Source organism: Streptomyces luteoverticillatus, from assembly GCF_003970715.1.
In the GTDB taxonomy this organism is placed as follows: Bacteria; Actinomycetota; Actinomycetes; order Streptomycetales; family Streptomycetaceae; genus Streptomyces; species Streptomyces abikoensis.
Genome location: NZ_CP034587.1, coordinates 4490280 through 4514892 on the forward strand (window position 1 = coordinate 4490280; position 24613 = coordinate 4514892).

Sequence of the window (24613 nt, forward strand, 5' to 3'; positions counted from 1 at the left end):
CGCAACCTTCTCACGGCAGGTGGTCATGGCCTCCCACGCACGTCACCCACGTCACGCGTCCCCTCCTCCTCCGCGCCGGCGCACGCTGATGCGCGTCGGGCTGACCGTATCGGCGGGCGCGGCGCTCGCCACGGGCGGAGCGGCCACGGCCCACGCCGAACCGCAGGCGCCGCGCGCCGAGCTGGGCCGCACGGACGTCGGGGCGGCGTTCACGGGCACCGGCATCGCCCTGGAGAAGTCCGTCGAGGGGCTCTCGCCGGTGCTGAAGACCTTCAAGTACCACCCGCTCGCGGCCACCCCCGTGGACCCGCTGAACAACGGCGCCCGCACACAGGTCGCGGACTTCAAGCCCGTCGGCACCGACGCGGTGACCGCCCCGGTCACGAACCGGGGACAGGTCGGGGACCTGCCCCTGGTGGGCCAGGCGCTGAACGTGCTGCCGGGCAACGGCGGCTGAGACGGTCGCCACGACAGGACGGCGGCGGCTTCCCGAAGGGGAAACCGCCGCCGTCGTCATGTCATGACGTCCAGGTCCGTCAGTAGGACGAACCGCCCGCGCCCAGCGAACCCGTCGGGTGCCAGACGGTCTTCGTCTCCTGGAACGCCATCAGGCGCTTGGTGCCCGGGTCGGCGGACCAGTCCACAGCCTGTGGACGGACGACGCGCTTGAGGTTGTCGGCCGCGGCGATCTCCAGGGCCTTCGCCAGCTCGGCGTCGGCGCCCGCGAGGTCGAGGGCGTTGACGTCCTGGTGGGCGGCGAGGGCCGGGAAGATCTCCGACGCCTTGCCGGACAGGATGTTGACCACGCCACCGGGCACGTCGGAGGTGGCCAGCACCTCGCCCAGCGACAGCGCGGGCAGCGGCGCCTTCTCGGACGCGACGACGACCACCGTGCTGCCGCCCGCGATCACCGGGGCGATCACGGAGACGAGGCCCAGCAGCGAGGACTCCTGCGGGGCGACGACGGCCACGACGCCGGTCGGCTCGGGGGAGGAGACGTTGAAGAACGGCCCGGCGACCGGGTTGGTGCCCCCGGCGATCTGGGCGATCTTGTCGGTCCAGCCCGCGTACCAGACCCAGCGGTCGATCGCGGCGTCCACCTGGGCGGCGGCCTTGGACTTCGACAGCCCCTCGGCGTCGGCGACCTCGGCGACGAACTGGTCCCGGCGGCCCTCCAGCATCTCGGCGACGCGGTAGAGGATCTGGCCCCGGTTGTAGGCGGTCGCGCCGGACCAGCCGCCGAAGGCCTTGCGGGCCGCGACGACGGCGTCACGGCCGTCCTTGCGGGACGACAGCGGCGCGTTGGCGAGCCAGTTGCCCTTGGAGTCGGTCACCTCGTACACCCGCCCGCTCTCGGACCGGGGGAACTTGCCCCCGACGAACAGCTTGTAGGTCTTGAAGACACTGAGCCGATCAGACATCGAGGTAGGCCTCCAGACCGTGACGACCGCCCTCGCGCCCGAAACCGGACTCCTTGTAACCACCGAAGGGCGACGTGGGATCGAACTTGTTGAACGTGTTGGCCCACACCACACCGGCGCGCAGCTTGCTCGCGACGGCGAGCATCCGCGAGCCCTTCTCGGTCCAGATGCCGGCCGACAGGCCGTACTCCGAGTTGTTGGCCTTGGCGACGGCCTCGGCGGGCGTGCGGAACGTCAGCACCGACAGGACGGGGCCGAAGATCTCCTCGCGGGCGATGCGGTGCGCCTGGGAGACGCCCGTGAACAGCGTCGGGGCGAACCAGTAGCCGTTCGCCGGCAGCTCGCAGACCGGGGCCCAGCGCTCGGCGCCCTCGGCCTCGCCACTGTCGGCCAGCGCCCGGATGCGGGCCAGCTGCTCGGCGGAGTTGATCGCACCCACGTCGGTGTTCTTGTCGAGCGGGTCGCCCACGCGGAGCGTGGACATCCGGCGCTTCAGGGCGTCCAGCAGCTCGTCCTGGATCGACTCCTGCACCAGCAGGCGCGAGCCGGCGCAGCAGACCTGGCCCTGGTTGAAGAAGATCCCGTTGATGATCCCCTCGACCGCCTGGTCGATCGGCGCGTCGTCGAAGACGATGTTGGCGCCCTTGCCGCCCAGCTCCAGGGTGAGCTTCTTGCCCGTACCGGCGACGGTCCGGGCGATCGCCTTGCCGACGGCGGTGGAGCCGGTGAAGGCGACCTTGTCGACCCCGTCGTGCGCGACGAGCGCGGCGCCGGTCGTGCCGTCACCGGTGAGGATGTTGACGACACCCTTGGGCAGGCCCGCCTGACGGCAGATGTCGGCGAAGAACAGCGCCGACAGCGGCGTGGTCTCGGCCGGCTTCAGCACCACGGTGTTGCCCGCGGCCAGCGCCGGGGCGATCTTCCACGCCAGCATCAGCAGCGGGAAGTTCCAGGGGATGACCTGACCGGCGACGCCCAGCGGCTTGGGGCCCGGGCCGAAACCGGCGTGGTCGAGCTTGTCGGCCCAGCCCGCGTAGTAGAAGAAGTGGGCGGCGACCAGCGGGAGGTCCGCGTCGCGGGTCTCCTTGATCGGCTTGCCGTTGTCCAGGGTCTCCAGGACGGCCAGCTCGCGCGAGCGCTCCTGGATGATCCGGGCGATGCGGAAGAGGTACTTCGCGCGCTCGGCACCCGGCAGCGCGGACCACTTCTCGAACGCCTTGCGGGCGGCCTTCACCGCCGCGTCGACGTCCTCGGCCGAGGCCTGCGCGACCTCGGACAGCACTTCCTCCGTCGACGGCGAGACGGTCTTGAAGACCTTCCCGTCGGACGCCTCGCGGAACTCGCCGTCGATGAACAGCCCGTACGACGGGGCGATGTCGACGACCGAGCGGGACTCGGGCGCCGGAGCGTATTCAAAAGCCATGGTCAGTCCACCGTCACATAGTCGGGACCGGAGTAGCGCCCGGTGCTCAGCTTCTGGCGCTGCATCAGCAGGTCGTTGAGGAGGCTGGAGGCGCCGAAGCGGAACCACTCGTTGGTCAGCCACTCCTCGCCCACGGTCTCGTTGACCAGCACCAGGAACTTCAGCGCGTCCTTGGTCGTCCGGATGCCGCCGGCCGGCTTCACTCCGACCTGTACCCCGGTCGCGACGGCGAAGTCGCGCACGGCCTCCAGCATCAGGAGCGTGTTCGCCGGGGTGGCGTTGACGGCGACCTTGCCGGTGGACGTCTTGATGAAGTCGGCGCCCGCGAGCATGCCCAGCCAGGAGGCGCGGCGGATGTTGTCGTACGTCGACAGCTCGCCGGTCTCGAAGATGACCTTCAGCCGGGCGGCGGAACCGTCCGCGCGGCGGCAGGCGTCCTTGACGGCCTTGATCTCCTCGAAGACGGACAGATAGCGCCCGGAAAGGAAGGCACCGCGGTCGATGACCATGTCGATCTCGTCCGCGCCCGCGGCGACGGCGTCGGCCGTGTCGGCCAGCTTGACGGGGAGGGCGGCGCGGCCGGCCGGGAAGGCCGTCGCGACGGAGGCGACCTTGACCTCCGAGCCCGCGAGGGCCTCGGCAGCCGTCGCCACCATGTCGGGGTAGACGCAGATCGCGGCGGTGCGCGGGGTGCCGCGGTCCGTCGGGTCCGGGTTGAGGGCCTTGGCACACAGCGCCCGGACCTTGCCGGGGGTGTCCGCGCCCTCCAGGGTCGTCAGGTCGATCATGGAGATCGCCAGGTCGATGGCGTACGCCTTCGCCGTCGTCTTGATCGATCGGGTGCCCAGCGCCGCGGCGCGGGCCTCCAGCCCGACCGGGTCGACGCCCGGGAGGCCGTGCAGGAAGCGGCGCAGCGAGGCGTCGGAGGCGGTGACGTCCGCCATCGAAGCGAGTCGCTCAGCGGCTTCATTGCCGGATGAGGGGAACCTCGGGGAGGGGGTCATGGTCACCGGATGAGCATATCTACGCGCGTAGCGCGTGTCACCCCCTCCGGAGGCCCTTCTTCCGGGGCGGGGAGATACGACATGACTTATCCCTACTCATCCTGATTCAGTGGCAAGCGATGGGCCATCTTCCGGTTGCTGTCGATGTTTGGTGACAAATACGCGAAGACGTGATCACACAAGATCCATAGATTCTTCTCAGCAACCCCGCCCGACCTCTCCGGCCTCAACCGAACCGAGGGAAGCGGCATGCGAATCCCCTACCTCTGACTCCAAACAGGAGCCCTGCATGTCTGCTCTGTCCCCGCGCCGCCGCTCCGCACTGCGTGCCGCGATCACCACCGCCGCCCTCGCGGGTGCCGTACTGGCCCCGGCCACCGCCGCGTTCGCGGCCGAGCCGGCGGCTCCCGCCGCTCCCGCCGCCCCCGCTGCTCCCGCCGCCAAGACGGCCGAGCCGGCCGCGGGCACCTCCGCCACCACCAAGGCGGAGGAGAAGAAGGCCGAGACCGCCACCGGCACGAAGAAGGACGCCGGCACCAAGGCCGAGACGGGCACCAAGAACGAGACGGGCGCGAAGGCCGGGACGGGCACGAAGGCCAAGACCGAGACGGACGGCGCGAAGGCCGAGACCGGCAAGGGCGAGGAGAAGGTCGCCGGCACCTGGTGGCTGCGCCGCACCCTCACCCTCTCCGACGGCAGCGTGGCGAAGGTCTACCAGTCGGGCCCCGAGACCCACCGCGTCGACATCATCTCCGGCGGCGAGGTCGTCAAGTCGGTCAAGGTCGACGGCCGGAACGCGACGTTCGAGTACAACGGCATGGAGCTCACCCTCACCGCTCTGACCGGCGAGGTCCTCGGTGGCCAGAAGATCTTCGGCAGCTGGTGGCTGCACGACAAGGTGACCCTCGCGGACGGCAGCCTGGCGAAGGTCTACGAGTCGGGCCCGGAGACCCACCGCGTGGACATCATCTCGGGTGGCGAGGTCGTCAAGTCGGTCAAGGCCGACGGCCGGAACGTGACGTTCGAGTACAACGGCATGACGCTCACCCTCACCGCCCTGCGCGGCGAGATCCTCAACGACAAGGGCGGCGCCGGCCAGGGCCCCGTGACCGCCGTTCGCTACGCGGGCAACGCCGTCTACATCGGCAACGGCATGGTCGCCGTGCTCCGCAACGACCCCGAGGCCGGCGGTCCCGAGGCGTGGATCCGTCACGTCGGCGAGCAGTGGAAGCCCGGCGACAAGTACATGGTCAGGGTCGTCGGCAAGCTCGACCGCGAGAACACGTCCGCGACGATCCGGGGCCTTGAGCTGCGCCTGGTCGACGCCGAAGGCTCCGCCCCCGTGCTCGAGGTGAGCGGTGACGGCGGAACCAAGACCTTTGCCCTCCCCAAGGGGCAGCCGGCCGGCAAGAGCGGCGCGTCCACCGGCTCCGCCGGCGGCTCCGCCACCCAGGCCAAGGCCGTCAACGCCTCCGCCCAGCTCGCCCAGACCAAGGCGATCCCGCAGGGCGGTGTGGCGGCCGGTGCCGAGGGTGTGCGTGACGGCAACGACACCATGCTCCTCGCCGCCGGTGGCGCCCTCGCCTCCGTCAGCGCCGCGGGCGTCGCCTTCGCCGTGCTGCGCCGCCGCGTCGCCGGCTCCGCCGCCTGATCCACGACCGACCGACTCGCGAGGGCGGGCCGCCACCTCACCGGCGGCCCGCCCTCGCGCCGCAGCGCCACGTCCAGGAGCTCCGATGATCCCCTCCTCCGGCGACCTCGCCCGCCCCCGCGCCCGCGCCCGCCGGGTCACGGCGGCCGCGCTGCTCGCCGTCGCCCTCGGCGGCGGACTGCTCGGCTGCGGCACCGGCCCGCACCCCGCCAAGGTCGGCGCCCATGTGCCGGCGACCTCGGCCCCGCGCCCCTCCGGCGTGCCCGCGCTCCCCGCCTCCAAGCCCGTACGCGTCAGCATCCCGGCAGCCTCCGTCGACACCGGCCCCGTCCTGGAACTCGGTCTAGCCGACGACGGCACCGTCGAGGTGCCGACCGTCGCCCAGGCCGACCGCGTCGGCTGGTACGACAAGGGCGTCACCCCCGGCGAGACCGGCCCCGCCGTCCTCATCGGCCACTACGACACCGCCGAGGGCCCGGCCGTCCTCAAGGACATCGCCAAGGTCCGCACCGGCGACCGCGTCACCGTCACCCGCGCCGACGGCTCCACCGCGACCTTCACCGTTCGCGAACTGCAACAGGTCGACAAGAAGAACTTCCCCACCCGGCGGGTCTACGGGAACACCGACCGCCCCGAGCTCCGCCTCATCACCTGCGGCGGCGACCTCCGCGACGGCCACCGGCCCGACAACATCGTCGTCTACGCCGACCTCACGTCGAGCACGCCGTCGAGCACCCCGTCGGGCGCGTCCGCCACCCGTCGTCCGTAGCCGCGCCCGGTCGTGCAGAATCGGCGCCATGACGAGATCCCCTGACGCCCCCGGCCAGGAATACGCCGAGCGGTGCTTCCGCTCCTCCGCCGGCATCGGCGGCGGTGTACTGCTGCTCGCCCTGACCGCGTGGCTGGGCGGCGACGCGATGCTGCGCGGCACGGGCAACGCGCCGTGGCTCGCGCTGGCGGGACTGCTCTTCGCACTGCCCCTGATCGTCGCCTTCACGCTGCGGCCCGCGGTGTGGGCGGGCGAGGACCGGCTGCTGGTGCGGAACCCCTTCCGCACGATCACCCTGCCCTGGGCCTCCGTCGAGGGCGTCCGCGCGGGCTACTCCAGCGAGGTCTTCGCGGGCGGGAAGAAGTACCAGCTCTGGGCCATCCCCGTGTCGCTGAAGCAGCGCAAGCGGGCGGCGCGGCGGCAGGCGCGGGACGCGGCGGAGGACGTGACGGGGCGCGCCTCCGTGACCCCCCGCCCCTCCGGGCCCCTGCGGGCCCCGTCCGACCAGGCGATCGAGGATCTGCGCGAGCTCGCGGAGCGGGGGGCTTCGCGGGAGGGGGCGCAGGGGTCGCCCTCCGTGCGGTGGGCTTACGAGCTGTTCGTGCCCTCGGCTGTGGGGCTGGTCCTTTTCGCCGCGCTCGCGATTGCCGGCTGAGCGGCGCCTCCCGCGCGGGGTTCCGTCGGCTTTCCGGCTGCCCCGCCGTGGGGGTTTCCCGCGCCTGCGGCGCGGGTTTCGCCCACCCACCCGCCCGATTGCCCGGAAACGGATCGCTCAGCCAGGGGCTGGGGTGACGTGAGGGGGCGGGGTGGGGTGGATGGGCCCTGGTAGGGGCGTGAAGAGCTCTTCGCCGCTAGGGCCAAATACGGGGCAACCAGCACCGTGATACCAGGCACCGCGAAGAGGTCAGCCCCGTAAGGGTCCGTCCACCCCACCCCGCCCCCGACCCACGGACACGGAGACGGAGGGCGTCAGATGCCCGCCGCCCGCGACAGGTCCGTCTTGATGCCCGCCAGGACCTCGCCCGCCTGCCGACGCGCGTCGACCAGCGCCGCCGCCGAAGCCACCGGCACCACGACCTCCAGGTAGCACTTCAGCTTCGGCTCCGTACCGCTCGGCCGCACGATGACCCGCGCCCCCGACACCGTCCCCGCCTCGTCGCCCGCCAGGGCGTACCGCAGGCCGTCCGTCGGCGGCAGCGACTCCGTGCCCTTGGACAGGTCCTCGGCGGAGACCACGTGCAGCCCGGCCAGGACCACCGGCGGCGCCTCCCGCAGCCGGCGCATCGCCGACGCGATCAGCGACAGGTCCTGCACCCGCACCGACAGCTGGTCCGTGGCGTGCAGCCCGTGCTCGACCGCCAGGTCGTCGAGCAGGTCGCTCAGCGTCCGGTCCGACTGCTTCAGCTCGGCCGCCAGCTCGGCCACGAGCAGCGCGGCCGTGATGCCGTCCTTGTCGCGCACGCCCTCCGGGTCGACGCAGTAGCCCAGCGCCTCCTCGTAGGCGTAGCGCAGCCCGTCCACGCGGGCGAGCCACTTGAAGCCGGTGAGCGTCTCCTCGTACGACGCGTCCGGCGCGCCCGCCGCGATGCGGGACAGCAGCGAGGACGAGACGATCGTCGTCGCGAACGCGCCACGGGCGTTCTTGTGCACGAGGTGCTCGGCCAGCAGCGCGCCGACCTCGTCGCCGCGCAGCATCCGCCAGCCCTCGACGTTGTCGGGGTCCGGAACGGCCACGGCGCAGCGGTCGGCGTCGGGGTCGTTGGCGATGATGATGTCGGGCGCGCCGCCCGCCTCCGCGGCCGCGCGGGCCGTCGCGAAGGCGAGGTCCATCGCGCCCGGCTCCTCCGGGTTGGGGAAGGCCACCGTCGGGAAGTCCGGGTCCGGCTCGGCCTGCTCGGCGACGACGACGGGCTCCGGGAAGCCGGCGCGGGCGAACGCGGCGGTCAGGACGGAGCGGCCCACGCCGTGCATCGGCGTGTAGACGACGCGGATGTCACGGGCGGAGCCGTCGGTGAGGACGGCGTCGGTGCGCGCCAGGTAGGCGTCGACGACGTCCTCCTCCCGGAGGGTCTCCCAGCCCTCGGACGGGCGCGGGACGTCGTTCAGGCTGGCGATCGCGGCGATCTCGGCGGCGATGCCGGCGTCGGCGGGCGGCACGATCTGGGAGCCGTCGCCCAGGTAGACCTTGTAGCCGTTGTCGCGCGGCGGGTTGTGGCTGGCCGTGACCTCCACGCCGGCGACCGCGCCGAGGTGGCGGATGGCGAAGGCGAGGACGGGCGTGGGCAGGGGGCGCGGCAGCAGCGCGGCCTTGAGGCCCGCGCCGACCATGACGGCGGCGGTGTCCAGCGCGAAGTCGGCGGACTTGTGGCGGGCGTCGTAGCCGATGACGACCGTGCCACCGGTGTGGCCCTGCTTCTTCAGGTACGCGGCGAGGCCGGCGGCGGCGCGGATCACGACGGTGCGGTTCATGCGCATGGGGCCGGCGCCGATCTCACCGCGGAGACCGGCGGTGCCGAACTGCAGGGTGCCGGCGAAGCGGGTGCCGAGCTCGGCGACGTCGCCGGCGTCGATGAGCTTGGCGAGCTCGTCGCGGGTCTCGGGGTCGGGGTCCTCGGCGAGCCAGGTCCGGGCCTGTGCGATGAGGTCTCGCTCCACGTTTTTCCTCCGGAGGTTTCGGGGGGCGGTGCGCCTGCCGTGCGGGGTGGGTCGGGGCCGGGGCGGGACGGCCCTTCTGGGACTGCATGATTTACGGCGGATGAGCTCCCAGTCGAGGGTGCCCCCATGGCCGCCACAAATCACGCTTTACGTCCCTGCCAGGGCCGTCCCGCCCCGTCCCCTCCCGCCGGTTCGGCGTCTGCGGCCCGGTGGGGGCTGCCCCAGCCCCCGGCGACGTCAGCCGCGTGCCGGGCGATCGGGCGGGTGGGTGGGGTAGACCGCGCCGAAGGCGCGGAAACACCAGCGCCGGAGGCGCTGGAAGCGCCCCCGGCACGGGGTGGGGTCCAAGGTCAGAGCTTGGGCAGGACCTGCGCCAGCAGGGAACCCATGCGGGCGGCCGCGTCGCGACCGGCCTCGAGGACCTCTTCGTGGTTGAGGGGCTCACCGGTCATGCCCGCGGCGAGGTTGGTCACCAGGGAGATGCCCAGGACCTCCGCGCCCGCCTCGCGGGCCGCGATGGCCTCGAGGGTGGTGGACATGCCGACGAGGTCGCCACCGAGGGTGCGGACCATCTTGATCTCGGCGGGGGTCTCGTAGTGCGGGCCGGGGAGCTGGACGTAGACGCCCTCCTCCAGGCTGGCGTCCACCTCCTTGCACAGGGCGCGCAGACGGGGGGAGTACAGGTCGGTGAGGTCGACGAAGTTGGCGCCGACGATCGGCGAGGTCGCCGTCATGTTGATGTGGTCGCTGATCAGCACCGGCTGGCCGGGGCGCATGCCGTCGCGCAGGCCGCCGCAGCCGTTGGTGAGGACGACGGTCTTGCAGCCGGCGGCCACGGAGGTGCGGACGCCGTGGACGACGGCGGCGACACCGCGGCCCTCGTAGTAGTGCGTACGGCCGAGGAAGACGAGCGCGCGCTTGTCGTTGACCTTGTAGGAGCGGACCGTGCCCGCGTGGCCCGCGACGGCGGCGGCGGAGAAACCGGGGAGCTCGGTCACCGGGAACTCGGCCTCCGGGGTGCCGAGGGCGTCGGTGGCGGGGACCCAGCCGGAGCCCATGACCAGGGCGACGTCGTGGGTCTCGGCGCCCGTGAGCTCGCGGAGACGGGCGGCGGCGGCGTCCGCCGCGGCGTACGGGTCGGCCTGGATGTCGGGGGTTACAGAAGCGTTCACGCGGACGAGGGTAGCCGCTCTTGGCCTACGCGCGTAGATGTCGCTGGTTACGGTGTTCCGATTGTTGCTTTGTGCGTTGCGACGAGATGGGATCGTCACTTTCCGCACATACCCGGCGGGGTTCCGCGCATACCCGGTGGCGCTCAGCAGGGCCGCTTGCGCAGTTCCATGACGTAGTCGTGGGGCGCGCCCGCCGATTCCGCGGCGTCGGCGATCTCGCCGAGGTAGCGGGCGGAGGGGAGCCCTCCCTCGTAGCCGTTGAGGACGTAGACCCACGCCGGCTCCTCTCCGTCGAGAGTGTGCACCCGGACGCGCATCCGGCGGTAGACATCCAGGCCGACACCCTCCCAACGGTCCATCGAGTCCTCGTCCATCGGAGCGATGTCGTAGAGGGCGACGAAGACCTGGGAGCGGGGGGCTTCGACGATCGTGGCGAGCGCGCCCTCCCAGCCCATCTGCTCTCCGCCGAAGGTCAGCCGCCAGCCGTTGAGCCAGCCGGTGCCGCGCAGCGGTGAGTGGGGGGCGCGGCGGGACATCAGCCGCGCGTCGAGGTTGCCGGCGTACGCGGCGTAGAGCGACATGGTTCCGAGGGTACGGGAGTGAGGCGGAACGGCATTTGGGGTGGCAATCTCGAAGGGAGGATCGCGCGAACGTTCTGGCGGGTTTCGCTCGGGATTCGGAGAGGATTCGCGTAGGAATCACGGAGGGATCGCGCTAAGGAGGCCCCGGAAGGAGTCGCTTTGATGGGTGCGGGACAATGGAGTACGTGACTCGGATCGTGATCATCGGTGGCGGACCCGGCGGCTACGAGGCAGCGCTTGTCGCTGCCCAGCTCGGCGCGGAGGTGACCGTCGTCGACTGCGACGGTCTGGGTGGGGCGTCGGTGCTGACCGACTGCGTCCCTTCGAAGACTCTTATCGCTACAGCGGAAGTGATGACCAACTTCGACTCCTCCTACGAGGAGCTGGGGATCATCGTCGCCGACGACACCCCGCCGCTGGAGCAGGCCGCCCGTGTGATGGGCGTGGACCTGGGCAAGGTCAACCGTCGTGTGAAGCGTCTGGCGCTGGCCCAGTCGCATGACATCACCGCCTCGGTGACCCGCGCGGGTGGCCGTGTGATGCGCGGGCGCGGGCGGCTGGAGCCGCAGCAGGCGCCGGACGGGTCGCGCCGGGTGGTCGTGACGGCCGCCGACGGGACCGAGGAGACGCTGGTCGCCGACGCCGTGCTCGTCGCCACCGGCGCCCACCCCCGGGAGATCCCGGACGCGCTGCCCGACGGCGAGCGCATCCTGAACTGGACGCAGGTCTACGACCTCGACGAGCTGCCCGAAGAGCTGATCGTGGTGGGCTCCGGTGTGACCGGTGCCGAGTTCGCCGGCGCCTACCAGGCGCTGGGCTCCAAGGTGACGCTGGTCTCCTCCCGCGACCGGGTGCTGCCGGGCGAGGACCCGGACGCGGCCGCCGTGCTGGAGGACGTCTTCCGGCGGCGCGGCATGAACGTGATGGCGCGCTCGCGCGCCCAGTCCGCCAAGCGGGTGGGGGACCGGGTCGAGGTCACGCTGGCCGACGGCCGTGTGATCACCGGTACCCACTGCCTGATGGCCGTGGGCTCCATCCCCAACACGGCGGGGATCGGGCTGGAGGAGGCCGGGGTCCGGCTCCAGGAGTCCGGGCACATCTGGACGGACAAGGTCTCGCGGACGTCCGCGCCGGGCGTCTACGCGGCCGGCGACTGCACCGGTGTGTTCGCGCTGGCGTCGGTGGCGGCGATGCAGGGCCGCATCGCGATGTACCACTTCCTGGGCGACGCGGTGGCGCCGCTCAATCTCAAGACGGTATCCGCGAACGTATTTACGGATCCGGAGATTGCGACGGTCGGGTACACCCAGGCCGATGTCGACAACGGTCTCATCGACGCCCGGGTCGTCAAGCTTCCGCTGCTGCGCAATCCGCGGGCGAAGATGCAGGGCATTCGCGACGGTTTCGTGAAGATGTTCTGCCGGCCCGGCACGGGCATCGTCGTCGGTGGTGTGGTCGTCTCGCCGCGGGCCAGTGAGCTCATTCATCCGATCGCGATCGCCGTCGACAACAATCTGACGGTCGAGCAGATCGCGAACGCGTTCACGGTCTACCCGTCCCTGTCGGGGTCGGTCGCCGAGGTGGCGCGGCAGTTGCACACGCGGAAGACGCAGCGCGAAGCGTAAGGAAGGCCGATGTAGGCCAAGGGGGAGTGGCGGGGGAGCCGTTTGTTCCGGTTCCCTATACCACCTCTTGGGTCGCACTACGGACAACTTCCGTTAATTGCTGCAACCTGCTGAAAACAGATGGACGTTGGCGTTACTGTCGGTTTCGTGTTCGCTGCAGAACGTCGTCAATTGATCCTCGAAATGGTGCGGGCCAACGGGGCGGTTTCGCTCCGTGAGCTCGCCCGCGTCGTCCAGACCTCAGAAGTGACCGTACGGCGGGACGTGCGGGCGCTCGAGGCCGAAGGACTGCTCGACCGCCGGCACGGCGGTGCGGTGTTGCCGGGCGGTTTCACCAGGGAGTCCGGCTTCCCGCAGAAATCCCATCTAGCGACCGCCGAGAAGACGGCAATCGCCGATCTCGCGGCGAGCTTCGTCGAGGAAGGCGAGGCCGTCGTCGTCGGCGCCGGTACGACCACGCAGGAGCTGGCCCGCCGGCTCGCACGCGTACCGGGTCTGACCGTGGTCACCAATTCCCTGCTCGTCGCCCAGGCCCTGGCCCATGCCAACCGGGTCGAGGTCGTCATGACCGGCGGCACGCTCAGAGGTTCGAACTACGCGCTGGTCGGCAGCGGGGCCGAGCAGTCCCTCCAGGGGCTGAGGGTCTCGCGGGCCTTCCTGTCCGGGAGCGGGCTGACCGCCGAGCGCGGGCTGTCCACGTCCAACATGCTCTCCGCGAGCGTGGACCGGGCGCTGGTACAGGCGGCGGCGGAGGTCGTCGTCCTCGCCGACCACACCAAACTGGGCACGGACACCATGTTCCAGACCGTGCCCACCGATGTGATCACCCGGCTGGTCACCGACGAGCCGCCCGTCCACGACGAGCGGGCCGCCACCGAGCTCCAGGCCCTGGCCGACCAGGGCGTCCACATCTCGGTGGCCGGCCCGGGCGCGGGCAGCGGCCCGGCGGCCGGCGTCGTCCACGGGGACGTCCCCACGGCGTCCCCACGACGACGGGACGTACCCCCGCTGCCCGGCCAGCGCAGAAATCTGCCGCTGGGTCACGGCCAGCAGCCCGGCCCGGTCCAGGGCGGGCCGCCGGGCGCCCAGCTGCGCAGCGCCGTCTCCCTGGGCGAGCAGGCCACGGCCCGGGTGGCGGACCTGGCACCCCGCCGACGGTAGGCAGGTCCGATGACCCCCATGGCCACGGGAACACCGGGGATCCGCGAGCTCTCCCCGGCGAAGGCTACGGCAGGGCTTTTAGCACGGCCGGGCTTTTAGCCCGGTCAGGGTGAGCGTGAGCAGGCGGTCGGCCAACTCCGGGTCGTCCGGGGACTGTTCGGCCGCCAGCGCGATGGCGTTCGTCAGCTGCATCAGGTCGACGATGTCCACGTCGGGGCTGATGGCGCCGGACCGCTGGGCGCGGGCGAGCAGCTCGCGGCCCGCCTCGCGCAGCGGCAGGCTGCACCGCGACATGGCGGAGCCCTCGTCCGTCTGCGCGGCCATCAGCGCCCGGGAGAGACCGCGATAGGTGCTGGCGTGCGCCACGATGGCCCGCAGCCAGGCGACCAGCGCCCGGCAGGGCTCGGGAGCCGCCAGCAGCTCACGCGAGCGTGCGAGGATGCCGTCCACCTCGCCCTGGAACACCGCGCTCATCAGCGCCGTGCGATTGGGGAAGTGCCGGTAGAGCGTGCCGATGCCCACCTCGGCCCGCCGGGCGATGTCCTCCAGCGAGGCGTCCGTGCCGTGCTCGGTGAACGCCGTCCGGGCCTCCGTGAGCAGCCGCTCGTAGTTGCGCCGTGCGTCCGCGCGCATGGGTCGTGGTGACGTCTGCGCCGCGTCGGTCGCCATTCCGTCCGTCCTCCCGATCACAGTCCCCGTCGGTCCCTCGTTCCCCCGTCAGCCAAGGATGCCAGGCCGCCGGGGGCCCCGGACGACGAACGCCCACGGGCCCCGGCCGGTGCGGCGGGGCCCGTGGGCGGCGATCAGCTCTCGGATCAGTCCTTGATCTCGCAGATCACGGCGCCGGAGGAGACGGACGCGCCGACCTCGGCGGTGATCCCCTTGATCGTGCCGGAGCGGTGGGCGTTGATGGGCTGTTCCATCTTCATGGCCTCCAGGACCACGACGAGGTCGCCCTCGTTGACCTGCTGGCCCTCTTCGACCGCGACCTTGACGATCGTGCCCTGCATCGGCGAGGCCAGGCTGTCGCCGGAGGCGGCGGAGCCGGACTTCTTGGCGGCGCGGCGCTTGGGCTTGGCACCGCCCGCGGCGGCGGTACGGGCCAGGGTCATGCCGAGCGCGGCCGGCAGGGAGACCTCGAGGCGCTTGCCGCCCACCTCGACCACGACCGTCTCGCGGCCGAGTTCCTCTTCCTCCTCGGCGGCGGCGCCGGTGAAGGGCGGGATGGTGTTGGTGAATTCGGTTTCGATCCAGCGGGTGTGGATGTGGAACGGGTCGCTGGTGAAGGCGGGGTCGGTGACCACGGCGCGGTGGAAGGGGATGGCGGTGGCCATGCCCTCGACCTGGAACTCCGCCAGGGCGCGCGCCGCGCGCTGCAGCGCCTGTTCACGGGTGGCGCCGGTGACGATCAGCTTGGCGAGGAGGGAGTCCCAGGCGGGGCCGATGACGCTGCCGGATTCCACCCCCGCGTCCAGCCGCACACCCGGCCCGGTGGGCGGGGTGAAGGTGGTGACGGTGCCGGGGGCGGGCAGGAAGTTGCGGCCCGGGTCCTCACCGTTGATGCGGAACTCGAAGGAGTGACCGCGCACGGCGGGGTCGTCGTAGCCGAGTTCCTCGCCGTCGGCGATCCGGAACATCTCCCGCACCAGGTCGATGCCCGTGACCTCCTCGGTCACCGGGTGCTCCACCTGCAGACGGGTGTTCACCTCCAGGAACGAGATCGTCCCGTCCATCCCCACCAGGAACTCGACGGTTCCCGCGCCGACGTACCCGGCCTCCTTCAGGATGGCCTTGGAGGCGGCGTAGAGCTGGGCGTTCTGCTCGTCGGAGAGGAACGGCGCGGGGGCCTCCTCGACGAGCTTCTGGTGGCGGCGCTGCAGGGAGCAGTCGCGGGTGGAGACGACGACGACGTTGCCGTGGGTGTCGGCGAGGCACTGGGTCTCGACGTGGCGGGGCTTGTCGAGGTAGCGCTCGACGAAGCACTCGCCCCGCCCGAACGCCGCGACCGCCTCGCGGACCGCGGAGTCGTAGAGTTCGGGGACTTCCTCGAGGGTGCGGGCGACCTTCAGGCCGCGGCCGCCGCCACCGAACGCCGCCTTGATCGCGATCGGCAGACCATGCTCCTGGGCGAACGCCACGACCTCCTCCGCCCCGGACACCGGGTCCGGGGTGCCCGCGACGAGAGGAGCACCGGCACGCTGGGCGATATGCCTCGCCGCGACCTTGTCGCCCAGGTCGCGGATGGCCTGCGGGGGCGGGCCGATCCAGGTCAGCCCGGCGTCCAGGACGGCCTGGGCGAACTCGGCGTTCTCGGAGAGGAACCCGTACCCGGGGTGGACCGCGTCCGCGCCGGACTCCGCCGCTGCGGCCAGGACCTTGGCCATGTCGAGGTAGCTGGTCGCGGGGGTCTCACCACCCAGCGCGTACGCCTCGTCGGCCGCCCGGACATGCAACGCGTCACGATCCGGATCGGCATAGACCGCCACACTGGCGATCCCCGCGTCCCGGCACGCACGAGCGACACGGACAGCGATTTCGCCACGATTGGCGATAAGCACCTTGCGCACGATGGCTCCCTCCTTGAAACAAGGTGAGTTTAGGTACTGGCGACACTCTGTGCCGACCCGACTTCCGGGGTGACCTTGCCCACACGGAGCGTGAGAAGGGAGCCGTGCGTGAGCCCAAGTCCCCAGATCATCCACGGTACGCCGGGTTTCCCGGGCCGCCGTTCGCGCGACCGTGTGGCCAAGCTCTCGGATGGCGACCGGGAGTGGCGACGCCGAATCTTTGTGGAGTCCCTACGAACGGGTGACACAAAGTTTGCGTGCCGTCCCGGGCCGTAGGCACCGTTGCCGATAGATCTACCCGTCAGTAAGGCGGCTGATGTCCGACACGCCCCGCCACTTCGCCGCCTCCGCGGCGACCGCTCGGAGGGTCTCCGTCACCTGTGCGCCGCGCCGGCGGAAGTCGTCCAGCGGGAGCGCCGCCGACACAGCCGCCAGGCCCTCGGACGAGGGCACCGGCACCGCCACGCACGCCACACCCGGCACGCACTCCTCCACCTCCACGGCCACCCCTTCGTGGCGCACCCGCCGCAACTGGACGTCCAGTCGCTCCGCCGAGGTGATGGTGCGCGGAGTGATCGCCCGCATCCCCGAGGCGGCCAGATAGCGCAGCCGGGCCGCCCGGGGGAGGGCGGCCAGCAGGACCTTGCCGTGGGCGGTGGCGTACCCGTGGGCGTCCTGGCCGGTGCCGAAGCCGCCGGTGGGGTGAGTCGTGGTCGCCCCGGCGAGCACGGCGATGTCACCGTCGCGGTACGTGCTGAAGTACGTGTCGACCCCGGCCGTGCGGTGCGCCCTCGTCAGCAGCTCCTGCACCTCGTCCCCCATCCGCATCTGCTGCTGGAAGGCCCGGTGGAGGGCGGGTACCCGGTAGCCGAGGACGTAGCCGGCGGGCGTACGGGTGAGGTGGCCGCGGTCCGTGAGGGCGCCCAGCAGCTCGTACACCGTGGACAGGCCGCAGCCCAGCCGGCGGGCGAGGGCCTTGGCGGGGACGGGGCCGGTGGCGGCGGCGACAGCGTCCAGGACGTCCAGGGCGCGGTCGACGGACTGCGGCATGACGGGCGGGGCTCCTTCGGGATCGGGCGTCAGCGGAATCGATGGAATCAGTCGTAAGAGGCCGAGGTGGTGCGGTAATTCCCGGTGGCGGGGGAGGCGCGGGTGGCGAACTGCGCTGACTGTGCCGGGCATTGCCTCCGGTGGCCCAGGGGATCGTGACCGAAATACCCTGACATCGTTGATGAAGTCATGATCAAGCGCATTGCTGTCGCTGCCGTTCTGACCGGCGCCGCACTGTCCATGTCCTCCGTCGCTGCCGCCGCCGTACCCACGCTGCCGACGCCGGTGGGGCCGCCCCCGTCGTCGAACGCGGGACCGGTCGGTGTCACGGCCCCTTCGCCGGACGCGCCGGTGAAGGGCGACCCCAAGGCGGGCCCGGGGAAGCAGGCTCCGGGGAAGCAGGACCCGGCCAAGAGCGCTCCCGGCAAGAAGGCCCCGGGCAAGGGCGCGCCCGCCAAGGGCGACTCCGGTAAGGGCGACCCCGGCAAGGGGCAGGCGCCGAAGAAGGGGCAGGCCGTCAAGGGTCAGGCCGCCGCGCCGAAGGGGCAGGCCCCCAAGGCGCACGGTGGCAAGGGCGCCGCCGGGCCGAAGGCCCCGGCCGTCCACGGCGCCCCGGCCCCGGCGCAGGTCCAGCCCCCCAAGGGCATGCCCGCGCCGCAGGCCGCCCCCGCCGTGCAGGACATGGCCCCGGACCACGACCAGAGCGTCTACCCGGGCGTGGTGAAGGGGCTCGGCAAGCTCAACCAGCTCAGCCAGCTGAAGCAGGTCGGCGCCGCGACGAGCGCGCTGCCGCTCTAGCGGATCGCGAACCGGGCGGGCCGGTCAGGCCCAGAGGTCGGTGATGCCGACGCCCAGCTCCGCGAGCAGCCGGCGGAGCAGCGGGAGCGACAGGCCGATGACATTGCCGGGGTCGCCGTCGATGCCCTCGACGAACGGTGCCGAGCGGCCGTCGAGGGTGAAGGCGCCCGCGACGTGCAGCGGCTCGCCGGAGGCCACGTAGGCGGCGATCTCGGCGTCGGACGGCTCGCCGAAGCGGACCGTCGTGGAGGCCGTCGCCGAGGCGCGGCGGCCCGTGGCGGTGTCGACGACGCAGTGGCCGGTGCGCAGGACGCCGGCGCGGCCGCGCATGGACTTCCAGCGCGCGGTGGCCTCCTCGGCGTCGGCGGGCTTGCCGAGGGCCTGGCCGTCCAGCTCCAGGACGGAGTCGCAGCCGATGACGAGGGCCCCGGCCGCCGCCTCCCGCTCCGCCACCGCGGCCGCCTTGGCCTCGGCCAGCACGAGGGCCAGCCCGGCGGGGGTCGGGGCGTCCAGGGCGTCCTCGTCCACCCCGCTGACGATCACCTCGGGGGCGAGGCCGGCCTGGCGCAGCAGCCCGAGTCTCGCGGGGGACTGGGAGGCGAGGACGAGGCGGCGGGAGGGGGTGCGGTTGCTCATGGGGGCCAGCGTAGTTTCCCGGGGGCTCCGCCCCGGACCCCGCTCACCGGGGTCACTTGCCCAGCACCGCCTCCATGACCTTCTTCGCGATCGGGCCCGCGAGCTTGCCGCCCGAGATCTCGTCGTCCGGGACGCTGTCGTCCGGGTCGATCATCACCGCGACCGCCACCGGCGAGCCCTCGTCCGTCTTCGCGTACGAGATGAACCACGCCAGGTTCTTCTGGTTCGCGCCCCGCTCCGCGGTGCCCGTCTTGCCGCCGACGGTGACGCCGTCGATGAGGGCGGCCTTGCCGGTGCCCTTGGTGGCGGTGTCCTCCATCATCTGCTGGACCTTCTTGGCGATCCCGGGTGATACGGCCTCCGACATCACCTCGGGCTTGTGCTTCTCGACCGTCTTCAGGTCCGGGTCGCGCAGCTCCTCGACCATGTAGGGCTTCATCAGCTTGCCGTCGTTGGCGATCGCGGCGGTCATCATGGCGACCTGCAGCGGGGTGGCGGTCAGGCTGCCCTGGCCGATGCCGGCCATGGCGGTCTGGGACTTGTTGATGTCCTTGGGGAAGGTGCTGGCGCTCGCCCGCACCGGCGTGAAGGGCTCCTGGTTGAAGCCGAACTTCTCCGCCATCGCGCGCATCTTGTCCCGCCCCAGGTCGGAGCTCGCCTTGCCGTAGACGGTGTTGCAGGAGTTCTGCATGGCCACGTCGAGGGAGGCGTTCTTGCAGGGGGCGGCGGGGTTCTGGTTGGGGAGCCTGGTCACGGTGCCGGGCATGGTCCAGGGGTCGGGGGAGTCCGTGGGGGCGTTGATGTCCGAGTAGAGGCCGTTCTCCAGGGCCGCGGCCGCCGTCACGATCTTGAAGGTGGAGCCGGGCGGGTACGTCTCGCGCAGCGCCCGGTTGTTCATCGGCTTGTCCGGGTCCTTCTGGAGCGCGTCCCAGGCGACCTTGTCCTGCTTGCTGTTCCCGGCGATGGTGGAGGGGTCGTACGAGGGCGTGGAGGCCAGCGCGAGGATCTTGCCCGTCCGGGGGTCGAGGGCGACGACGGCGCCCTTGCGGTCGCCCAGGCCCTCGTAGGCCGCCTTCTGCGCCTTGGGGTCGATGGTGGTGACGACGTCGCCGCCGCGCGCCTTCTTGCCGGTGAACATGTCGGCGGTGCGCTGGAAGAACAGCCGGTCGTCCGTGCCGCTGAGCAGCTTGTTGTTGACGCCCTCGAGATAGCTGCTGCCGTAGCCCTGGGAGAAGAAGCCCGTGACGGGGGCGTACATCTTCCCGTCGGTGAAGGTCCGCTTGTACTTCAGGTCGCCGCCGGTCTCCACCGACCCGGTGACGGGCCGGCCGCCGACGATGATGTCGCCGCGCGGCTGGGAGAAGCTCGCGATCGCGACGCGTCGGTTCTTCTCGTGGTTCGACAGCTCGTCACCGCGAACGAACTGCACCCAGGTCGCCCTGACCAGCAGGGAGAGCACGAGTATTCCGGTGAATACCGCTATGTGACGGACGGGCTTGTTCATATGGGTCAGGACGTGAAACGGGTGAATCCAGTTCCAGAACGGACAAACCTATGAGCCGTCTGTGACACAGCGTGACCGCCGACACGGCGTGACCGTCGCGAGGTCAGCGCACGCCCAGGGGTCAGTGCACACCCAGCACCAGGAAGAGCAGCACCATCCCCACCGCCAGCACGATCCCGGCCCGCCGGAGCATGAGCTGCGCCTCGCGCAGCTCCTCGGGCGGTTCGTCGGACGGGTCGGACCAGAGCATGACCTCCATGGTCCGCCCGCGAGGCGTGTGGCGCCTGAGTACGCGTACTCAGGCCGCCACGACGCCGAGGGGCTCAGGCGGGCCAGTAGGTGGTGCGCCAGGCCAGGGGGCCCGGGTGCGGGACGCGCCGGCCCGCCGCCAGCCGGGCCGGGTTGGACCACTCCGAACGGGCCGGGGCGTCCTGCGCGGCGGTGGCGCCCACCGCCGCGCGCGCCTGGACCACCGCCAGGGCGGCGGCCAGCTCCTCGGGTGTGGGGTTGCCCCGAACGACCTTGATCACGTCGGCGTCCCTTTCGCTACGTTCCCTGCGTTCGCTACAGCGGGATGTTCCCGTGCTTCTTCGGCGGCAGCGCCTCGCGCTTGTCGCGCAGGGCGCGCAGCCCCCGCACGATGTGGCGGCGGGTCTCCGACGGCATGACCACCGCGTCGACGTAGCCGCGCTCGGCCGCCACATAGGGGTTGAGCAGCGTGTCCTCGTACTCCGCGAGCAGCTCGGCGCGCAGCGCCTCCTGCTCCTCCGGCGTGGCGGCCGCGGCCAGCGAGCGGCGGTGGAGGATGTTGACCGCGCCCTGGGCGCCCATCACCGCGATCTGCGCCGTCGGCCACGTCAGATTGAGATCGGCGCCCAGGTGCTTGGAGCCCATGACGTCATACGCGCCGCCGAACGCCTTGCGGGTGATCACGGTGATCAGCGGGACCGTGGCCTCCGCGTACGCGTAGATCAGCTTGGCGCCGCGCCGGATGATGCCGTTGTACTCCTGGTCCGTGCCCGGCAGGAAGCCCGGGACGTCCACGAACGTCAGCACCGGGACGTTGAACGCGTCGCAGGTGCGCACGAACCGCGCCGCCTTCTCGCTCGCGGCGATGTCCAGACAGCCCGCGAACTGCATCGGCTGGTTGGCGACGACGCCCACCGGGCGGCCCTCGACCCGGCCGAAGCCCGTGAGGATGTTCGGCGCGAACAGCGCCTGCGTCTCCAGGAACTCGCCCTCGTCCAGCACGTGCTCGATCACGGTGTGCATGTCGTAGGGCTGGTTCGCCGAGTCGGGGATCAGGACGTCCAGCTCGCGGTCGGCGTCCGAGACCTCCAGGTCGGCCTCCTCCGGGAAGGCCGGCGGCTCGGAGAGGTTGTTCGACGGCAGGTACGACAGCAGCGCCTTGACGTACTCGATGGCGTCCTTCTCGTCGCCCGCCATGTGGTGGGCCACGCCCGACGTGGTGTTGTGCGTCCGCGCGCCGCCCAGCTCCTCGAAGCCCACGTCCTCGCCGGTGACGGTCTTGATGACGTCCGGGCCGGTGATGAACATGTGCGAGGTCTGATCCACCATCACCGTGAAGTCCGTGATGGCGGGCGAGTACACCGCGCCGCCCGCGCACGGGCCGACGACCAGCGAGATCTGCGGAATGACGCCGGAGGCGTGGGTGTTGCGGCGGAAGATCTCGCCGTACATGCCCAGGGACGCCACGCCCTCCTGGATGCGGGCGCCGCCCGAGTCGTTGATGCCGATGACCGGGCACCCCGACTTCAGGGCGAAGTCCATCACCTTGACGATCTTCTGGCCGAACACCTCGCCGAGCGCGCCGCCGAACACCGTGAAGTCCTGCGAGAAGACGGCCACCGGACGGCCGTCCACCGTGCCGTAGCCGGTCACCACGCCGTCCCCGTACGGGCGGGTGGCGTCCATGCCGAAGTTCGTCGAACGGTGCCGCGCGAACTCGTCGAGCTCCACGAACGAGCCCTCGTCCAGCAGCAGATCGACCCGCTCGCGCGCCGTCAGCTTGCCCTTGGCGTGCTGCTTCTCCACCGCCCGCGCGGAGCCGGCGTGCGTCGCCTCCTCGATCCGGCGCTGGAGATCCGCGAGCTTCCCCGCGGTCGTGTGGATGTCCAATTCGTCGGCTACTGGCTCGGACACGGGATGCGGCTCCTGCTCGTCCGGAGGGGTGGGATGGCGGACATGGCGGCGCCGCCCGACGGGCCCGCCCTGGCTACCGGTTCGTAGCGTATCCGCGCGCATGCGCTGCGGCAGTGCGTCTTTGGCCACACCTTCGGCGGCGCCGGAGCCGGTCGGTGCCGTCCGGTTCGTCGGGCTCTCGCCTCCTATGGTGGCTCTTATGACGCCCTCCGACGCCTCCGAAAACCCCCGGTCCGAAAACCCCTGGTCCGATCTGGACCGCCCGCCGCTCAACGCCAACGCCCTGCGCCGCGCGCTGCTCCGCCCCGGCGGGCTGTGGACCTCCCTCGACGTGGTCTCGCGCACCGGCTCCACCAACACCGACCTCGTCGCCGCCGGCGGCCCCGAGGGCGCGGTGCTCGTCGCCGAGGAGCAGTCCGCCGGGCGCGGCCGCCTGGACCGCACCTGGTCCGCGCCCCCGCGCTCCGGACTCTTCTTCTCCGTCCGCCTCGTCCCCGGCCCCGGCGTGCCCGTCGAGCGCTGGGGCTGGCTCCCGCTGCTCGCCGGGGTCGCCACCGCCACCGCCCTCTCCCGCGCCGCCGGCGTCGACACCGCCCTGAAGTGGCCCAACGACCTGCTCGTCACCGTCGACGGGGAGGAGCGCAAGGCCGGTGGCATCCTCGCCGAGCGCTCCGGCGACGCCGTCGTGGTGGGCATCGGGCTGAACGTCACGCTCCGCGCCGACGAGCTCCCCGTCCCGCAGGCGGGCTCCCTCGCCCTCGCCGGCGCCGAGGTCACCGACCGCGACCCGCTGCTGCGGGCCGTGCTGCGCAACCTCGCCGACCTCTACGAGGCGTGGCGCGCGGCGGGCGGCGACCCGGCCGCCTGCCGGCTCCAGGAGATGTACACCGCCGGGTGCGCCACCCTCGGCCGGACCGTCCGCGCCGAACTGCCCGGCGGGCGCGAGCTGGTCGGCGAGGCCGTGGCCGTCGACGGCGACGGACGGCTGGTGCTGGCGACGGCCGAGGGGGTGCGGCAACCGGTGGGAGCGGGCGACATCGTCCATTTGCGGGCGGCCGGATCGTAAACGTCGTAAAGAGTGACCGCCGCGCCGTCGGGAGAGTGAGCTACGGCACACCTGACGTATCGTTGTGCCCGGAACCTAAGCGAGCAGTGATCGGCAGGGCAGTGCGCACGGATCGGACAGGGGGCGGGCGGTGACCGCCGACGATGGGGGAACCACCCGAGCCGGCAGGGCCACGGGGGACGACGGTACGGGCGGCGGCGACCACGGCACGCGCCACGCCGGTCACCCCGGCGTCGGGGGGAGCATCGGCGAGGAGGACATCGGCGAGGAGGGCGACCCTCTCGCGCTCCGGCTGGAGTCGCTGATCCTCGGGGCCGAGCGCCGCTACACCCCCTTCCAGGCCGCCCGCGCGGCCGGGGTCTCCATGGATCTGGCCGCCCGCTTCTGGCGCGCCATGGGCTTCGCCGACATCGGCCAGGCCAAGGCGCTCACCGAGGCGGACGTGCTGGCGCTGCGGCGCCTGGCCGGTCTGGTCGAGGCGGGCCTGCTCAGCGAGCCCATGGCCGTCCAGGTCGCCCGGTCCACGGGGCAGACCACGGCCCGGCTGGCCGACTGGCAGATCGACTCCTTCCTGGAGGGGCTGACCGAGCCTCAGGAAGGCTTGAGCCGGGCCGAGATCACATATCCGCTGGTCGAGCTGCTTCTGCCCGAGCTGGAGGAGTTCCTGATCTACGTCTGGCGGCGGCAGCTCGCCGCCGCCACCGGCCGCGTCGTCCAGGCGGCCGACGACGCGGAGATGGTCGACCGGCGTCTGGCCGTCGGCTTCGCCGACCTCGTCGGCTTCACCCGGCTGACGCGGCGGCTGGAGGAGGAGGAGCTCGGCGAGCTCGTCGAGGCCTTCGAGACGACCGCGGCGGATCTGGTGGCGGCCCATGGCGGGCGCCTGATCAAGACGCTCGGTGACGAGGTGCTGTACGCCGCCGACGACGCCGGTACGGCGGCGGAGATCGGGCTGCGGCTCATCGAGACCCTCACGAACGACGAGACCATGCCCGAGCTGCGGGTCGGCATCGCGTTCGGGACGGTCACGACGCGGATGGGCGACGTCTTCGGCACCACCGTCAACCTCGCCAGCCGGCTCACCTCGATAGCGCCGAAGGACGCCGTCCTCGTCGACGGCGCCCTGGCGGAGGAACTCACGCGCAGCGGGGACGCGCCCAAGTCCGAGGCGGAGGTCGCGGCGGCGGCCGAGCGGGGCGAGTACCGGTTCGCGCTCCAGCCGATGTGGCAGCGGCCGGTGCGCGGCCTCGGAGTCGTCGAGCCGTGGCTGCTCACGCGGCGGGAGCCGTAGCTGGGGGACCACCCGCCGCGGCGGTTCGATCTTGGGTATGGCCCCCGGCGCGGCCGGGAGGCATGATCGGTGCCGT

Annotated in this window: 23 protein-coding genes; 9 read left to right on the forward strand and 14 right to left on the reverse strand. The window is 71.8% G+C overall.

Annotation, left to right across the window (positions count from 1 at the left end):
- Positions 1 to 88: 88 nt before the first annotated feature.
- Positions 89 to 457 carry a hypothetical protein gene (locus tag EKH77_RS19995; protein ID WP_240667438.1) on the forward strand — a complete coding sequence of 123 codons (369 nt, stop codon included), beginning with the start codon at positions 89 to 91 and terminating at the stop codon, positions 455 to 457.
- A gap of 79 nt (positions 458 to 536) precedes the next feature.
- Here EKH77_RS19995 and EKH77_RS20000 read toward each other — a convergent pair whose 3' ends face one another.
- Genes EKH77_RS20000 through deoC form a run of 3 tightly spaced genes read right to left on the reverse strand, consistent with a single transcriptional unit; the run spans position 537 to position 3788 of the window.
- Positions 537 to 1421 carry an aldehyde dehydrogenase family protein gene (locus EKH77_RS20000; protein ID WP_126915705.1) on the reverse strand — a complete coding sequence of 295 codons (885 nt, stop codon included), beginning with the start codon at positions 1419 to 1421 and terminating at the stop codon, positions 537 to 539.
- Positions 1414 to 2844, reverse strand: coding sequence for an aldehyde dehydrogenase family protein (locus EKH77_RS20005; protein WP_126915706.1), 1431 nt, complete (start codon positions 2842 to 2844; stop codon positions 1414 to 1416). Before EKH77_RS20005 ends, EKH77_RS20000 begins: the two co-directional genes overlap by 8 nt.
- A 2-nt stretch (positions 2845 to 2846) precedes the next feature.
- Positions 2847 to 3788: a deoxyribose-phosphate aldolase gene (gene deoC / locus EKH77_RS20010; protein ID WP_126915707.1), complete on the reverse strand. Its 942-nt coding sequence runs from the start codon at positions 3786 to 3788 to the stop codon at positions 2847 to 2849.
- 349 nt (positions 3789 to 4137) lie between these two features.
- Between deoC and EKH77_RS20015 the strand changes: the two genes are divergently transcribed.
- The 3 genes from EKH77_RS20015 (at position 4138) to EKH77_RS20025 (ending at position 6923) form a co-directional block, all read left to right on the forward strand.
- Entirely contained in the window at positions 4138 to 5499 is a 1362-nt protein-coding gene (locus EKH77_RS20015) for a hypothetical protein (RefSeq protein WP_126915708.1), read from the forward strand.
- Between the two features lie 85 nt (positions 5500 to 5584).
- On the forward strand, positions 5585 to 6268 hold the full coding sequence (locus EKH77_RS20020) for a class F sortase (protein ID WP_126915709.1): 684 nt from the start codon (positions 5585 to 5587) through the stop codon (positions 6266 to 6268).
- A 28-nt stretch (positions 6269 to 6296) separates the two neighbouring features.
- Positions 6297 to 6923, forward strand: coding sequence for a PH domain-containing protein (locus tag EKH77_RS20025; RefSeq protein ID WP_126915710.1), 627 nt, complete (start codon positions 6297 to 6299; stop codon positions 6921 to 6923).
- A gap of 314 nt (positions 6924 to 7237) precedes the next feature.
- Here EKH77_RS20025 and EKH77_RS20030 read toward each other — a convergent pair whose 3' ends face one another.
- The 3 genes from EKH77_RS20030 to EKH77_RS20040 all read right to left on the reverse strand — a co-directional run bounded on the left by EKH77_RS20030 (position 7238) and on the right by EKH77_RS20040 (position 10676).
- Entirely contained in the window at positions 7238 to 8923 is a 1686-nt protein-coding gene (locus EKH77_RS20030) for a phospho-sugar mutase (RefSeq protein ID WP_126915711.1), read from the reverse strand.
- A 350-nt stretch (positions 8924 to 9273) separates the two neighbouring features.
- On the reverse strand, positions 9274 to 10095 hold the full coding sequence (locus tag EKH77_RS20035; protein ID WP_126915712.1) for a purine-nucleoside phosphorylase: 822 nt from the start codon (positions 10093 to 10095) through the stop codon (positions 9274 to 9276).
- A gap of 143 nt (positions 10096 to 10238) precedes the next feature.
- Positions 10239 to 10676, reverse strand: a complete 438-nt coding sequence (locus tag EKH77_RS20040) for a gamma-glutamylcyclotransferase (protein WP_126915713.1) — start codon at positions 10674 to 10676, stop codon at positions 10239 to 10241.
- Between the two features lie 176 nt (positions 10677 to 10852).
- Here EKH77_RS20040 and EKH77_RS20045 point away from each other — a divergent pair, with 176 nt between their 5' ends.
- Together EKH77_RS20045 and EKH77_RS20050 are read left to right on the forward strand one after the other, a co-directional pair.
- Positions 10853 to 12301: an NAD(P)H-quinone dehydrogenase gene (locus tag EKH77_RS20045; protein ID WP_126915714.1), complete on the forward strand. Its 1449-nt coding sequence runs from the start codon at positions 10853 to 10855 to the stop codon at positions 12299 to 12301.
- A 120-nt stretch (positions 12302 to 12421) separates the two neighbouring features.
- Positions 12422 to 13462, forward strand: coding sequence for a DeoR/GlpR family DNA-binding transcription regulator (locus tag EKH77_RS20050; RefSeq protein WP_126915715.1), 1041 nt, complete (start codon positions 12422 to 12424; stop codon positions 13460 to 13462).
- Between the two features lie 78 nt (positions 13463 to 13540).
- Here the strand turns inward: EKH77_RS20050 and EKH77_RS20055 are convergent, their stop codons facing one another.
- The 3 genes from EKH77_RS20055 to EKH77_RS20065 form a co-directional block, all read right to left on the reverse strand.
- Entirely contained in the window at positions 13541 to 14131 is a 591-nt protein-coding gene (locus EKH77_RS20055) for a TetR/AcrR family transcriptional regulator (RefSeq protein WP_126915716.1), read from the reverse strand.
- Positions 14132 to 14277: 146 nt separating this feature from the next.
- Positions 14278 to 16029, reverse strand: a complete 1752-nt coding sequence (locus EKH77_RS20060; protein ID WP_126915717.1) for an acetyl/propionyl/methylcrotonyl-CoA carboxylase subunit alpha — start codon at positions 16027 to 16029, stop codon at positions 14278 to 14280.
- A 294-nt stretch (positions 16030 to 16323) separates the two neighbouring features.
- Positions 16324 to 17079: an IclR family transcriptional regulator gene (locus EKH77_RS20065; RefSeq protein WP_126915718.1), complete on the reverse strand. Its 756-nt coding sequence runs from the start codon at positions 17077 to 17079 to the stop codon at positions 16324 to 16326.
- A gap of 189 nt (positions 17080 to 17268) precedes the next feature.
- On the opposite strand from EKH77_RS20065, the gene EKH77_RS20070 reads away from it, so the two are divergent.
- Positions 17269 to 17877, forward strand: a complete 609-nt coding sequence (locus EKH77_RS20070) for a hypothetical protein (RefSeq protein WP_126915719.1) — start codon at positions 17269 to 17271, stop codon at positions 17875 to 17877.
- Positions 17878 to 17901: 24 nt separating this feature from the next.
- On the opposite strand, the gene EKH77_RS20075 is transcribed toward EKH77_RS20070, so the two are convergent.
- The 5 genes from EKH77_RS20075 to EKH77_RS20090 all read right to left on the reverse strand — a co-directional run bounded on the left by EKH77_RS20075 (position 17902) and on the right by EKH77_RS20090 (position 22180).
- The gene (locus EKH77_RS20075; protein ID WP_126915720.1) at positions 17902 to 18513 is read right to left on the reverse strand and encodes a Maf family protein; all 612 of its coding nucleotides are present in this window, start codon (positions 18511 to 18513) and stop codon (positions 17902 to 17904) included.
- 52 nt (positions 18514 to 18565) lie between these two features.
- Positions 18566 to 20017, reverse strand: coding sequence for a peptidoglycan D,D-transpeptidase FtsI family protein (locus EKH77_RS20080; protein WP_126915721.1), 1452 nt, complete (start codon positions 20015 to 20017; stop codon positions 18566 to 18568).
- 121 nt (positions 20018 to 20138) lie between these two features.
- A complete protein-coding gene (gene mmpB / locus EKH77_RS34380) occupies positions 20139 to 20267 on the reverse strand; it encodes a morphogenic membrane protein MmpB (protein WP_268248314.1) in 129 nt (42 codons plus the stop codon).
- 73 nt (positions 20268 to 20340) lie between these two features.
- Positions 20341 to 20547 carry an acyl-CoA carboxylase subunit epsilon gene (locus EKH77_RS20085; RefSeq protein WP_126915722.1) on the reverse strand — a complete coding sequence of 69 codons (207 nt, stop codon included), beginning with the start codon at positions 20545 to 20547 and terminating at the stop codon, positions 20341 to 20343.
- Positions 20548 to 20581: 34 nt separating this feature from the next.
- Positions 20582 to 22180 (reverse strand): acyl-CoA carboxylase subunit beta, encoded by a 1599-nt coding sequence (locus EKH77_RS20090; protein WP_126915723.1) that lies wholly within the window; start codon positions 22178 to 22180, stop codon positions 20582 to 20584.
- Positions 22181 to 22379: 199 nt separating this feature from the next.
- On the opposite strand from EKH77_RS20090, the gene EKH77_RS20095 reads away from it, so the two are divergent.
- Both EKH77_RS20095 and EKH77_RS20100 read left to right on the forward strand, forming a co-directional pair.
- Positions 22380 to 23246 carry a biotin--[acetyl-CoA-carboxylase] ligase gene (locus EKH77_RS20095; RefSeq protein ID WP_126915724.1) on the forward strand — a complete coding sequence of 289 codons (867 nt, stop codon included), beginning with the start codon at positions 22380 to 22382 and terminating at the stop codon, positions 23244 to 23246.
- 130 nt (positions 23247 to 23376) lie between these two features.
- Positions 23377 to 24537 carry an adenylate/guanylate cyclase domain-containing protein gene (locus EKH77_RS20100; RefSeq protein ID WP_126915725.1) on the forward strand — a complete coding sequence of 387 codons (1161 nt, stop codon included), beginning with the start codon at positions 23377 to 23379 and terminating at the stop codon, positions 24535 to 24537.
- The last annotated feature ends 76 nt before the right edge of the window (positions 24538 to 24613 follow it).